11 protein-coding genes are annotated in these 14,860 nt (G+C 37.8%); 10 read left to right on the forward strand and 1 reads right to left on the reverse strand.

The window, feature by feature from the left end; genetic code table 11:
* Window positions 1–99: 99 nt before the first annotated feature.
* Window positions 100–1,815 (reverse strand): capsule assembly Wzi family protein, encoded by a 1,716-nt coding sequence (locus H4075_RS17400; protein WP_182802096.1) that lies wholly within the window; start codon window positions 1,813–1,815, stop codon window positions 100–102.
* A gap of 125 nt (window positions 1,816–1,940) precedes the next feature.
* Here H4075_RS17400 and H4075_RS17405 point away from each other — a divergent pair, with 125 nt between their 5' ends.
* From H4075_RS17405 to H4075_RS17450, 10 genes are all read left to right on the forward strand, one after another.
* Entirely contained in the window at window positions 1,941–3,287 is a 1,347-nt protein-coding gene (locus H4075_RS17405) for a dihydroorotase (protein ID WP_182802097.1), read from the forward strand.
* Window positions 3,244–4,626: a MutS-related protein gene (locus tag H4075_RS17410; RefSeq protein ID WP_255460221.1), complete on the forward strand. Its 1,383-nt coding sequence runs from the start codon at window positions 3,244–3,246 to the stop codon at window positions 4,624–4,626. Before H4075_RS17405 ends, H4075_RS17410 begins: the two co-directional genes overlap by 44 nt.
* 568 nt (window positions 4,627–5,194) lie before the next feature.
* Window positions 5,195–6,355 carry a carbon-nitrogen hydrolase family protein gene (locus tag H4075_RS17415; protein ID WP_182802098.1) on the forward strand — a complete coding sequence of 387 codons (1,161 nt, stop codon included), beginning with the start codon at window positions 5,195–5,197 and terminating at the stop codon, window positions 6,353–6,355.
* Window positions 6,356–6,500: 145 nt separating this feature from the next.
* Complete coding sequence (locus tag H4075_RS17420; RefSeq protein WP_182802099.1) at window positions 6,501–8,042, forward strand: YifB family Mg chelatase-like AAA ATPase; 1,542 nt, start codon at window positions 6,501–6,503, stop codon at window positions 8,040–8,042.
* A 13-nt stretch (window positions 8,043–8,055) separates the two neighbouring features.
* Complete coding sequence (locus tag H4075_RS17425; protein ID WP_182802100.1) at window positions 8,056–8,865, forward strand: glycosyltransferase; 810 nt, start codon at window positions 8,056–8,058, stop codon at window positions 8,863–8,865.
* Window positions 8,866–9,016: 151 nt separating this feature from the next.
* Window positions 9,017–10,093, forward strand: coding sequence for a glycosyltransferase (locus H4075_RS17430; RefSeq protein WP_182802101.1), 1,077 nt, complete (start codon window positions 9,017–9,019; stop codon window positions 10,091–10,093).
* A 17-nt stretch (window positions 10,094–10,110) separates the two neighbouring features.
* The gene (locus H4075_RS17435) at window positions 10,111–10,515 is read left to right on the forward strand and encodes a hypothetical protein (RefSeq protein WP_182802102.1); all 405 of its coding nucleotides are present in this window, start codon (window positions 10,111–10,113) and stop codon (window positions 10,513–10,515) included.
* A gap of 4 nt (window positions 10,516–10,519) precedes the next feature.
* Entirely contained in the window at window positions 10,520–11,386 is an 867-nt protein-coding gene (locus H4075_RS17440; RefSeq protein WP_182802103.1) for a class I SAM-dependent methyltransferase, read from the forward strand.
* Window positions 11,387–11,392: 6 nt separating this feature from the next.
* The gene (locus H4075_RS17445) at window positions 11,393–12,418 is read left to right on the forward strand and encodes an FkbM family methyltransferase (RefSeq protein ID WP_182802104.1); all 1,026 of its coding nucleotides are present in this window, start codon (window positions 11,393–11,395) and stop codon (window positions 12,416–12,418) included.
* Between the two features lie 29 nt (window positions 12,419–12,447).
* Window positions 12,448–14,859, forward strand: a complete 2,412-nt coding sequence (locus tag H4075_RS17450) for a glycosyltransferase (protein ID WP_182802105.1) — start codon at window positions 12,448–12,450, stop codon at window positions 14,857–14,859.
* Window position 14,860: the final 1 nt, after the last annotated feature.

Here is a 14,860-nt window from a genome sequence, read left to right on the forward strand (position 1 = left end):
GTTATGATGTATTAAAAATGTCTCACCGACTTGTTTTTGTAAATGACAAATTTATAATGCGCATTTCCAAAAAGTAAATTGGAATGAATATCTCTTCAATCAATAGTCATATTCCCTGAACCACAAATTCATCCGCACTCCTAACCCAAGCATGGTTGTATTTTGTGAAGCGTCATTTCCCTTCTTAAATCGGCGAAGCAACAGGTTGGCATCAATAAAAATATTTTCATACACTTCATAGCTCGCAAGGAATAATGCGTTGATCCCTTTACTCGCTACACCGTTGGTTGTGGTGTAACCATAGTTGCTTGTGCGTCCATCTGTATTCAAACGGAAAATATCGCTGCCTGCATTGCGGCCACTTGCGCTGTCCAATCCCTGTTTCCAATAGATCAGTCTGCCTGTTAAATTCAATTTGCCTGTTGGCTGATAACGTAACACCGCAATCACTTCATTGAAATTTGCTCCAAGCGGATGTGCCAATGGTTGATTGTAATGTGTATAGCTCGATACAGAATCAAAATGCGAGTAAGTGAACGGACGAACAGTGTTCCACTCCAACTGCAGATCAAGATTATTGACATTCGCCACATCAATGTATTTCAAACCAAGCTGACTCCCGGTTTTGTTGCCCCACCAGCTGCGGTCGTTACGTAATTCTGAAAAATTAAATTCATCAATGATCAATTGTCCATACAGTTGTACACGTTTAAAGAGATTGGCTTTAAAATCGGCACCCACCAATGCATTATCACTGCTGCCTAAATTTCCTTCGATCGTGCGGTAGAAAATGATCGGGTTCATATAACCGAACTCAAATTTATCCTTTCGGCCAAACACAACGCCTTCAAACAAACCAATATTTAACCAGGGCAAAACATTCATACTTAAATGATGCATCGCTGCATATTTCTTTGGCACCAGTGCATTAGTACTGTTGCTCTTGCTGTTGGTATGTAATTCCATGAACAGGTTCTGGTAATTGAATTTCCAGATACGTGTGTTGAGTTTTACAAACAACTGATTTCCGGCAAACTCGCTCAGCATTAAACTGCGGCAACCATTGCCGATAAAATTGCGATCATAACCGATCTGGAAGTTGATATACTTTGCAGCATTGAATGTGAATGATCCACGTGCATCAAAATAATCCACACCTGTTTGCTTAAAGGTCTTATGAAAATTAGCACCCGGCACAGCATCAAGACTGTCGATCCAGTTCTGCACAAACAATGGTCCCCGCTCCTGCACATCCATGGCCATGGCACTAAAGCCAACACGGTTGCCAACATTACCACGCACATTCAATCCACGTTGATTGATGAAAATATTCTGATCCGTATTATTCAACTCAACAGATTGACGATAACTGATCATCGGGTTAATGGCAATAAAGAAATCATCACCATATTTTTCAATAAAGCTGGCAGGCGTTTTATAAAATTTCTTGAGAAATGGCTTTTTGCTATTAAAGCTGCTGCGATCACCCGTTACCCATTCCTGGTTATTGAGGTAAAGGCTGCGGAGGTTATATTGATCAGCCTTGCTTAACCGAAGTGCTGTATCCTGGTTGTAAAATAACGGCGTGTGTGCCAACATCGAATCGGCTTTAGCACCCAGCCATTGCACCGCATAACGGCGGTCGTAAGGCTTGGTAGAAGTGAAGTTGAGATCGCTTACCGTTCCGGTCTTTAATTCAAGCCGATCGATAAAATGAAGGTGTTTTGATTGCTGCTGCAGATAAGTACTTTGTGCAGCGGAAAAAAAGGGTATAGCAAGAAGAGCTAACCATAGACTGCATTTGCTAAATTGCATGCGGTTGTGTTTTAATCGTAAAAATAAGTGATACAAGCGATACATCGTGCTGAATAGTACAGAGTTTTAAGTCTGATACCGCTGGCAGGATACACAACCAATTATCTGAAATAACTGAATAACTCATGGCGCAACATTATCTGCTTAAGAATTGCTTACTCGTAAACGAAGGAAAGATCACCCCAACTGATGTACTCATCAAGAATGGGCGTATTGAAAAGATCGCTGCTTCTATCAGTAATGCAAACGGAGCAACAGAAATAAACGCAGAAGGCAAGTATCTTTTACCCGGTGCAATTGATGACCAGGTGCATTTCCGTGAACCGGGTTTAACGCATAAAGCAACCATTCATACAGAAGCAAAAGCAGCTGTAGCTGGCGGTGTAACCAGTTTTATGGAAATGCCCAACACTATTCCCAACGCATTGAATTTGGAGTTACTTGAAGACAAGTATGCCATTGCTGCCAACACATCACTTGCCAACTACTCCTTTTACATGGGCACCAGTAATACAAGTGCCGATGATACATTGAAGGCGAATGATTTCAAAAACAGTATTTGCGGTATCAAGATCTTCATGGGCGCAAGCACCGGCAATATGCTGGTTGATAATTACAATACACTCGATAAAGTATTTCGTGAAAGTGAAATGCTCATTGCTACACATTGCGAAAGCGAAAGCATCATCAAAGAAAATTATGAACGTTTAAAAGCATTGAAAGGTGAATTATCGCCTGCCGATCATCCGCTGGTGAGGGATGTAGATGGTTGCTATGAATCATCATTAATGGCCATACAGATCGCAAGACAATACAACACACGCTTACATATCCTGCATATCAGCACAGCAAAAGAACTGGAACTGTTTGGCAATATGATGCCGTTGAAAGAAAAACGCATCACCAGCGAAGTGTGTGTGCATCATTTGCATTATACCGCTGACGATTATGCAACACTTGGCTACCGCATTAAATGCAACCCGGCCATTAAAGCAAAAGAAAACAAAGAAGCCTTGTGGAAAGCATTGCTTGATGACCGAATTGATGTGATTGCAACCGATCATGCGCCTCATGCATGGGAAGAAAAGCAAGGATCATACGAACATGCACATGCAGGATTACCATTGGTGCAACATCCATTACTCTTGATGCTTCATTATTATAAAGAAGGAAGAATTTCATTGGAACGTATTGTGGAAAAGATGAGTCATGCCGTTGCCGATTGTTTCCAGGTAAAAGAACGTGGTTATGTGCGTGAAGGTTATTTTGCTGACCTGGTATTGGTTGACCTCAACAAACCATCGACCGTAACAAAAGAAAACTTACTTTACAAATGTGGCTGGAGTCCGTTGGAAGGGTTCACTTTCCCGGCAACTATCTCGCATACATTTGTAAATGGTCATCTTGTTTATGGAAATGGACACATAGATGAATCACAGATGGGGCAACGGTTATTATTCGATAGAAAATAAATTTTATACCGACAGAACAATTTTGGAAATAGACAAAGTCACATACTACGATCTTTCGATCTTCAATACGGAAGAAGAATATTCACTGCTGCACCGTATCAATTTCTGCAATACGTTTGGAGGCAAACAGAAACTGGAATACCTGTTAACGCATCCGCATCATAACCTCAAAAAAATCGAGGATACACAACAAACCCTACAACAGATCGGTGAAGTAATTCTGCAATGGCCCAAAGAAATCACCAACGGAACCATCCTTGTGTTAGAAAAGTTTTACGGTTACCCGTTTGATAACATTCCTGACAGTTATTCACCTGTACCCGCTTTTTTCTATCGTTTGTTTGAAGCACCGGATTACCGTTTGGTGCGATACACAGTTGGACATTTTATTGATTTCCTGAGAGGAATGTCTCAATTGCAGAAGTTATTTGATCAGGATAATCTCTCTCCTATTCTCCAATCATTAATCGTTGAGGTTAGGAAACTGTTGAATCATTCCATGGTACATGATATGATCAAACAACATTCATCCGCCACACTTGCTCCGTCGAAAATGTTGCGGTTCGGAAATTTTTTACGCATTGAATATAAACGGCAGGCAGAACAACTGATCGATATTTATCATAAGCTCGATGCGTATTACAGCATGGCGAAAGCGGTACAACATTTTGATCTTCATTTTCCTGAAATAAAAGAGAGCGATGAGCCGTTGATCAAAGCAAAGGGTTTGTATCATTTGTTATTGCAAACACCGGTGGCGTATGATATTACATTGAACCCGCAAACAAATTTTCTTTTCCTTACCGGTGCCAACATGGCTGGAAAGAGTACGTTCATTAAATCAGTTGGTTGTGCTGTTTATCTCGCACATGTGGGTATGGGTGTTCCTGCTGCTTCCATGGAGTTGAGTCTGTTTGATGGGTTGCTGAGTAATATTCAGGTGCAGGATAATATTGTAAAAGGCGAAAGTTATTTTTATAATGAAGTGCAACGGATCAAGAATACGGTATTAAAAATTACCGACGGAAGGAAATGGCTGGTGTTGATCGATGAATTATTTAAAGGCACCAACATACAGGATGCCATGCATTGCAGCACAGCCGTGATCAAAGGATTACTGAAGATCAAAAACTCCTTGTTCATTCTATCTACACACTTGTATGAAATTGGTGATGAGTTGAAACAATATCCCAATATCAGCTTCCGCTATTTTGAAACAACAGCAACAGAGGAGCAATTACAATTCAGTTACCAGTTAAAAGAAGGTATCAGCAATGACCGCTTTGGTTATTTGATTTTGAAACGGGAGAAAGTGGTGGAGATGCTGGAGAAATTGTAAAGATGAACTTACTTGATTATATATACAATGTATTAGCTAATGGCTACTTTTATGTAGCACTTTTCTTATTGCTCGCCTATCTGTTCTTAAAAAAGCAAAGAACAGTTTTAAAGGAAATAATTATCTCATCTAACCTGTTGTCGCTGATCACTTATCTATTGTTTATCATTCATAGCGTTTATATATTCTATCCACTTATTCAACCATTCAATGATGAAAGAGATATCTTTTTTAAATATCGTATAGCTGGGCCTTATAGTCATTGCTTTTGGTTGTCGCTCATTAACAGTTTGATTATTTTCATATTACTGTTATTTAAGAAACCAAGACATTCAGTTTGGATAACCGTTTGGATGGTTATATCATCAGCTCCTTTTAATTATGAAAGACTAATATTGTGGATTACCTCTTTATACCGAGATTATCTCCCTTCAAGCTGGAGTGTTTATCACACTGATTTCTTTTACAATTATCCATTCGTCCTGTATATATTTTTTTTAGCCTTAACTGTTTTCATTAGAAAATACCTCAAAAAGAGGAACATCCCGGAAACATCTACTTTGCAATAATGAAAAAATTCTTTCTTAGGATAGGTATCATGATCGTCATTCTTCTTTCAGCCTACTTCATTTGGTCGCTTACAGGGCGTGCAAAAGAAAAAGAAACAGGTTGGAGTAAACTCCCTGAATTCAAAGCAAGATTTGAATATGTGGAAGCAGGTATCGACAGCGGCAAGGGAAATATCATCGGCATTCAACCTTATCTTACTGCTACCAGTTATTCAACTGCTTTCAATTTTGAAGTATCACTTCGTTTTTACTTTGAGCAATTGAAGCGTGAAAATAAACTCACTGATAAATCAATTGTTGTGTTGCCGGAATATATCGGCACATGGTTGGTGGCAGCCAATGAAAAAGAAACGATCTACAAACAGGAGACCATTGAAAAAGCGATGACCACCATGGTTCGTTCGAACCTGTTCAGTTTCTTTTATGGTTATTTGAAGTCCCCGGCGAAAGACAAATCGAAGTATGCCATTTTCCATTTGAAAGCAGAAAAGATGGCCAAGCAATACCAACAGGTTTTTTCAACACTCGCTAAAGTATATAAGTGCACCATTGTTGCAGGTTCTATTGCACTGCCGGATGCATCTATTAATTCCAAAGGTGAAATGCAAATCAAATCAGGTGCTCCCATTTATAATACATCAGTTGTATTTGGAAATGATGGAGAAATTCTTTCCCCATTGATCAAAAAATTGTTTCCGATTGATGATGAGCAGGGTTTTACTGCTGCTGCGGATACTGAACTGCAACCTGTGTTTACAACCAAAGCGGGAAAGATGGCGGTGTTGATCTGTGCAGATAGTTGGTACCCGCAAGCATACAACAATCTTACAAACAAAGCAGATTTTATTGTAGTACCATCACTTGGTGATAAGGATAGTGTTTGGCTTGCTGCCTGGAAAGGATACAATGGTTTTAAAGCACCTGTTGATGTTGATACAACTGATTACAAAAAGATCAGCGAAGGTGATGCATGGCTCAAATACAGTATGAATAAACGGGCTGCAACTGCAAATATTCATCAGGGCATGAATGTATTTTTTACCGGTAGTTTATGGGATATGAAACCAGAAGGAAGAGTACTGATCTTGCAGAATGATTCAACAACAGTTTTACCAGCATCTGTGGGTAAAGGAAGAATTGTGAATCTCTATTTACAATAACCATTATACGTTGAAACATCTATTTGTTCAATAATAGCAATACGGATGAAAGGATTGCGACGCAACCGGGAATAATCAAGGAACTATCGCTGGTATTCAAATTTCTTATTAACTTGTTCTTACTTCTCAAACAACCATCAACTGCATGCTCGTTAAAACCTTTGGAAGCGCTGTATACGGAGTGAACGCTATTACTATTACGGTAGAAGTGAATGTGAGCGGCGGACAAAAATTCTTTATGGTTGGGTTGCCCGATAGTGCAGTGAAAGAAAGCGAACAACGTATTGAGAGTGCTTTAAAAACATCCGGCTATTATTTTCCGAGAACAAAAGTTGTAGTAAACCTCGCACCTGCCGATATTAAAAAAACAGGAACTGCTTTTGATCTATCAATTGCTGTTGGTATTCTTGGAGCAACCGAGCAAATTGATAATCCCGAACGTCTGGCAGATTATGTCATCATGGGTGAGTTGAGTTTAGATGGAAGCATTCAATCAATTAAAGGTGCATTACCCATTGCGATACAGGCACGCAAAGAAAATTTTAAAGGCTTGATCGTTCCCAAACAAAATGCAAAGGAAGCAGGCATGGTGAACAACCTGAATGTGTACGGTGTAGAACACATCAATGATGTAATTGCATTTTTTAAAGATGAAACAAGTTTGCAACCAACTGTTGTAAACACAAGAGAAGAATTTTTTAATGCACAGTATGAATTTGATTTTGATTTTAATGATGTAAAAGGTCAGCATAATATTAAACGTGCATTGGAAATTGCAGCAGCTGGTAGTCATAATGCTATTCTTATTGGCCCACCTGGTGCAGGTAAAACAATGCTTGCAAAACGCTTACCTACCATTCTTCCACCATTGAGTTTGCAGGAAGCATTGGAAACAACAAAGATTCATAGTGTTGCAGGTAAATTGCCGGAGAACGCAACACTCATTTCAAAACGTCCGTTCCGTTCGCCACATCATACAATTTCAGATGTTGCTTTAGTCGGCGGCGGCACCAATCCGCAGCCCGGTGAAATTTCATTGGCACATAATGGTGTATTGTTTTTAGATGAGTTGCCTGAATTTAAACGAACTGTACTGGAAGTGATGCGTCAACCAATGGAGGAACGGCGTGTTACGATTTCAAGAGCAAAGATCGCTATTGATTTTCCTGCATCGTTTATGCTGATCTCATCGATGAACCCCTGCCCCTGCGGTTTTTATAACCATCCCGAAAAAGAATGTACCTGTCCGCCCGGCGCTGTGCAGAAATATCTCAATAAAATTTCCGGTCCGTTGTTAGATCGTATCGATCTGCATGTGGAAGTAACGCCTGTTCCTTTCAGCGAACTATCGAAATCTGAAAACAGCGAACCAAGTGCAGCTATCCGTGACCGTGTGATCGCTGCCAGGGAAATACAAGCTGAGCGTTATAAAGATGTAGAAGGTATTTATGCCAATGCACAAATGAGCAGCAAACAACTTAAAGAAATTTGTGTGATCTCGCAGGCAGGTCAAACTTTGTTGAAAGCGGCGATGGATAAACTGAACCTGAGTGCAAGGGCCTATGATCGTATTTTAAAAGTTAGTCGTACTATTGCCGACCTTGCTCAAAGCCCCGATATAAAAGTGGAACACCTGGCTGAAGCTATTCAATACAGAAGTTTGGATCGGGAAGGATGGGCAGGGTGAGAAAAATACTGTGATGCTCGATTTTTATCTTTTAATTCCCTGTTATAACAATACGGATGGATTGATCCGGTCGCTTCTTTCGGTTGAATATTCGAAAGAAAAGTACAAAGTGCTGGTGGTTGATGATGGAAGCAATATTCCGGTATCGTTATCAGAACTTCCTGAAGTGTTACTACAAAAACAAACCATTGAAATCATCCGATTATCGGAAAACAAAGGCATCACGGAAGCATTGAACACAGGGCTTCGTTTAATTCTGGATAGAAATGATTCATTATACACTGCACGTTTAGATTGTGGCGATACCTGCACTCCAGATCGTTTTACAAAACAGATTTCGTTTTTAAGTGTAAACACTGATGTAGCACTAGTAGGTTCTTTGTGTTTATTTGTTGATCATAAAAAAAATATCCGATTTGTTTACAAAGCTGCAGAGCATCGTTATGCAATTCTGAAACAAATGCATCTGAAATGCAGCTTCATTCATCCAACAGTTATTTTCAGGAATGAAATAATTAAGAATACGAAGCTTTATCCTTATGACTATCCTTATGCGGAGGATTATGCGTTCTTCTTTGAGTTAACGAAGAAATATAAGACGCACATCATTCAAGAGATACTGGTTGAAACCCAAATAGATACCAATGGAATAAGTGTAAAAAAAAGACAACAACAAATAAGATCAAAAATCAACATCATCAGATTCTACGGCATTAATAAATCACTAACTTGCAGAGGTCTGGTAAGACAATATTTACTCGCATTGCTTCCTTATAAATTGATTACCCAAATCAAGCATTTGTTTTTCCACATCGAAAAATAAATTGTTCGCTAAAATTCATAACTGTGTGTTATTAAGTAATAAGTGTGCGTTCATTTAACCTTGCAGCAAGTACCTTTGCAGCGGTTTTTATTTTTCGCTTGTCAGACTATTGACAAAAAGAGAACCTGAGAAAAAAATACAATATCTGTAAATGAGAATTGTTCATGTTGTGGAGCCGTTTGCATCCGGCGTAGTAACCTTCGTAAAATCACTGGTGGAACATCTGCCGGAAGACTATCATATTGTTATACATGGAGAACGGCAGGAAGTGATGGAACGTGCTGAGGTAAAAAAACTTTTCCCTCCCCACCAGGTAAAATTTATTCATTGGAAATCGGCGCAAAGAGGTCTTCACCCTGTGAAAGACACAAGGGCTTTATTTGAATTATACAATATTTTGAAGCGTTTCCGTTCGGCAGATGTTGTTCATCTACACTCCTCGAAAAGCGGTTTTATCGGACGCCTGGCCTGTCGTTGGTTAAAGATCAAAAATGTTATTTACACCCCCAATGGTGCGCCCTTTCTCATGCAGCAAAGTAAATTCAAACAATTACTGTATAAGCAGCTTGAATTGATCGGTCATTCATTTGGTGGTAAAGTTGTTTGTGTATCTGCATCAGAAGCTGAAGCTTACAAGCAATTAGGTATTGAGGCCTCTTATATAAATAACGGCACCACCCTGCCGTTTGTCAGTAATCAGCTATTTACCCCTAGAACAGATCAAACTAAATTCATCATTGCTTTTTCAGGCCGCATACTGGCGCAAAAGAACCCGAAGCGCTTTAATGAGATCGCCCAACAGTTTTTGAGTTACTCAAATGTTGAATTTGTATGGATCGGCGATGGCGAAGACAGTCATTTATTATCCTGCCCCAACATACGTATTACCGGCTGGCTAACTGAAGATGAAGTAAAGAATGAATTAGCAAAAGCTTCATTATACTTATCAACTGCAGATTACGAAGGTTTATCCTTCGGCGTTTTAGAAGCGATGGCTTTAGGTAAACCATTGATCTTATCGAATTGTACCGGAAATAAAGACATTATCCGTTATGGTGTAAATGGAGATCTGTTTGAAACAACAGCACAGGCTTGTACGCAGATCCATTATTACATCAACAATCCCTTTATGATGGAAGCAATGGGCACCTACTCAAAAGACCTTTGCAAAACAGAGTTTAACGCAGCCAGCAGTGCGGGTAACTATCGACTTGCTTATACCTATTAAACCAATAAGACACCAATATGGATACGCAACAAAACAAACAGGCAGATCAAGGTAAATTGATCGCATTACCCGGCAACTTAACAGAGCTTCAGTTAGAAGATCTGTTACGCCAGGTGTACAGTCATTTACTATCTGAAAATGAATATAAACGTGAACGCATTGAAGAATTGATCATTCGACTAAAAGATCTTGAAGCTAAACTTGCTGAAGAACAACAAGAAAAGAAACAACTTCATAAAACACTGAGTGAAGAAAATAAAAAGCAGGAAGGCACAAAACAACTGATCAATAAATTACTGGAAGATATCAGGAGATATCAGAATGATATTGAATGGTATAAGCGGACGTATGAGAAAAGGAAGGTAGCTGGAATTTTAAAAGACAGATTTAAGAGTATTTTTTCCTCACAAAATAACAAATAGAAAAATGAATACATCTTGGGAAAGCAGTGTAATTCTTGCTGCCACAAAAACTAATTTTGAAGTTTTACCTTCAGTTGGAATGTTCGCAACACAAGAGCATTACATTGACGTTACCAAAATTGAACTTGAAGAAGAGCTAAACGTATATCTAAAAAAAGATACCCACCCATTACCTGTTACCGAAGATAGAGAAGGCTACTATGACGATAGACATTATGACTATTGGCTGAGCGGCTTAATTGAGTTTTTAAGAATAAGAAGCATATCAGAAAAATATATTGGCAAGATCGGTAAAGAAACCAAAGTGCTTGATTTTGGATGTGCTTCAGGTCGTGTCTTGAGACATTTTGCATTGCAAAGCACTACTGTAAGTTGGGGTTGTGATATTAATGAAAATCATGTTCTTTGGTGCAACAAATATTTACCTAATAACTCTATTGTTTTTCAGAACACATCCCTTCCGCACTTACAAATAGCAGATAATTTTTTGGATCTAATATATTGCCTGTCAGTATTCACGCATATCGAATCATTTGAGACCTCCTGGCTTTGTGAATTAAACAGAATTTTAAAGCCAGGAGGCATTGCGTACATAACTATTCATGATGAAAACTCTTGGCAAATAATGCCAAAAGATTGGGGAGTAGGCTACGCTGTAATTAATCATCCGGAATTTAACGAAGAATGGCTGACCGCTGGCTTCCCTAATGAAAAATTTATCTCAAGATGGCAGAATAATAAATCATATACATCCAATGTTTTTTATCGCTTATCCTATATCGAGCATGTATGGAGTAAGTTTTTTTCTATTAAAGAAATTATTCCCAACGGCAGTAATTATCAAACAGTTTTGATTTTACAGAAAAACTAATAATCCTTGTACTTATCAGTAATTCTAAACAATAAGCTTCAATATAGGCTCATACACAATGAGGCAAGTGAAGACTACATTTTATCTAGTATTGAAAAATATAATAACTGGGAACCTAATGTAACACGAAAATTTTTATTGATTCTTGAAAAAGCATCGGAGTATAATACTACAGGATTGGTTTTAGATGTAGGTGCATGCTTTGGCTATTATTCAATTTTAGCAGCAAAACTTGGATTTAAAACTTATGCGTTTGAACCTAACCCAAAAACTGCCGAACTGCTAGAAAAAAATGTTTCATTAAATCAACTGAATCATCTTGTAAAAATTCAAAAAAATGCGCTTGGCAGCACAACAAGGAAACAAACCCTTTCGGTTCCTGAGAAAAACTTTGGTGCTGGAAACTTCTTTGGGTCTGGTGAGGTAAACTATGAAATAGAAGTAAATGTACTCGATGATTTTGAGTTACCTGAAAAAATATTGATTTTTAAAATTGATGTGGAAGGACACGAGCCGGATGTTTTAAAAGGAAGCCTGAATACAATTCTTGAATTGAAGGCAGAATTTATTTTTCTGGAAATATCACCGAAGTTCAATGCAATAAAAGAAATTATCAATACTATTTTTATACCTCTATGGAAAGCTGAATATCAATCCTTTGACATTGGTTTACAGGATACAGGTGTCTTATCTGAAGCTATCGAAGTCTTTCAACTTTTTGACAAAGAGCATCTCCTCACAGAATACTTGCTTAATAAAGGTCAAACGAATTTTATTTTTATTCGAAGAAATGGCGATAATGAGACGCTTGATGCGCATTCTTTTAAACAAGATATTATAACAACTTGGACTAATGACTATATCCAAAAATTGTTAAAGGATACCATTCAAGATCACAAAATGATTGGGGAATTAAAATTATTGATTGAGACATTAAAAAAAGAAAATCACAAGCTTTTTGAAGACCTCAAAAATGCTGCAGAATTTCAAAAAGAATTACTGGAAGTAATTAATCATAACCCAAAGAATTAACAGATCTAGACCGTATTTATAAGTATTAAATGAGCATGTCATCTTTACCATCTAATCCAATTGAAAGAAAGAGATTTTATAATTATAAATCTCAATTATCTTCATTACAGTCTGAAGTATCTGTTATTACTCCGATTTATAATGCAGGATCTGTATTTTCAGAAACGATCACATGTGTTCTTAATCAGTCATTTCAAAATTTTGAATGGATAATCATTAATGATTGTTCTACGGATGAAAACACATTGACGTTACTGAAGAACCTCGAAAATGAAGATAACCGTGTTAGAGTCATTCACAATTCTACAAATATTGGTCCCGCAGGATCGAGAAATAATGGAATAAAATCTTCTACTGGTAATTATCTCTTCTTTGTAGATGCTGATGATTTGCTGGAGTTAACAGTTATCGAAAAATACTGGTTATTTCTTCAGAACAATCAATCCTTTACATTTTGCAATGCATGGCATTATGGTTTCGGATCTCAAGAATATATATGGAAAAAAGGTTTTGAACTCGGCAGGAACTTTCTGAATGAAAATCCCATACAGCCAACATTCATGGCGAGGAGAATCGTATTTAACTATGTAGAATTTGATGAAACCATAAAAGATGGGTTTGAAGATTGGGATTTTTGGTTAAGATGCGCCAGCGCAGGTTTTTGGGGCTGCACTATTCCCGAACTCCTTTACTGGTATCGTAGGACTCCTAATATTTCTGAAAAATGGAAGAACTGGGATATGGGCGAAAAAATGCAGCGATTTCAAAATGTGTTGAAAGAAAAGTATGCGCAAAAATTACGCTATTCATTTCCTGATCCAAAGCCAGATGAATTTAGAAGAGGGCATCTTATAAACCCTAAATCGGATAAATCTGCATCTTTAAACAACTTGTTAAAAGACTCTGATAAAAACATCTTTCTTATTCTCCCGTGGCTGTCAATGGGCGGAGCAGACAAATTTAACCTTGATCTCGTAAAGGGGTTGACTGAACTTGGTTGGAAAATCACTATAATAACAACACAACCATCAGAAAACGCTTGGATGCCTCTTTTTCTGAACTATACTTCAGACATTTTTGTATTACCAAACTATACTAATCCTGCCTATTTTTTTGACTATATAAAATATCTTACTAAAACACGTAAGCCAAGTAGTTATCTCATATCAAACTCCGAGTTTGGTTATTATCTCGCCCCACTCTTAAAATATTCATTTCCCGATATTCCTCTATTGGACTATAACCATATGGAAGAAGAATACTGGAATAATGGCGGTCATCCTCAACAATCTGTAATTCACACAGCTTTATTTGAACGACATATCGTTTCCTCGCAGCACTTAAAAAAATGGATGATAAAACGAGGGGTAAAAGAAGAAAAAGTTTCAACTGTATATACTGCAATAGATTGTACCCAAAATAAACCCAATCTTTCTCTTAGAGAAGAATTAAGAACAAAATGGGGAGTAGATGAACATCTATGCATAATTGCATTTTCTGGAAGACTTGTCCCCCAAAAACAACCGGAAGTGTTGATTGAAACGATAAGGGAATTAAAAAAACTTCAGGATAACGGTTTTGTTCTTGCTGTAATTGGAGATGGACCGGATAGAATACTAATGGAAAATCTGATCGCAAAATACGATCTAGAAAATTTAATATGGTTCATGGGTGAACTAAGTAATACCGAAACATTAGAAACATTGCAAGCTTGTGACGTTTATTTTCTTCCCTCGCAATGGGAGGGAATTTCCTTGGCTATTTACGAAGCAATGGCAATAGCCCTACCTATAGTTGGAGCAGATGTAGGAGGACAAAAAGAGCTAGTCACATACAATGAAGGATATCTCATTAAAAAGGGAACAATACAAGAGGAAGCCAAGAACTATGCGACGATTCTTTATTCATTGGTGATCGACCCTGCTAAAAGAAAAAAAACCGGGCAAAATGCCAAAATCAGAGTACAGTCACATTTTCAACTTGATAAAATGCCTGTTCAAATTGAAAACATACTTACTGATGTAATCGACAATCACAAACTTATAGCAAAAAAAGAAATAAGTTTTTCACTTGAACAGGTATATTCACTTTTGTTCTTCGAGCGAACCCTTGCCAATAAGCTATGGGCAGATCAACATAAGTTCAACAGCAAGTCTACAAAAGATATTGCTGCAACTTCAACACAAACCCACACAATTGTAAATGAAAAAATCACATGGTATCATGAAAATTATGAGCCTCTTCCATCTTGGTATAAAAAGGGTGGACATGTTCTCAAAATCATATACCGAAAAAAAGATTGGCGCAGTATATATTCAAATAAATATAAATTAAATCCTGAAAAAGCTAGTGGAGAACAATGGTACAGGGAAGAATATGACAGTCTCCCCGACTGGTATAAAGCCATTGGAGCAAACTTGCTTAAAAAAAAAGTTAAGTAGA

Source organism: Lacibacter sediminis, assembly GCF_014168535.1.
In the GTDB taxonomy this organism is placed as follows: domain Bacteria; phylum Bacteroidota; class Bacteroidia; order Chitinophagales; family Chitinophagaceae; genus Lacibacter; species Lacibacter sediminis.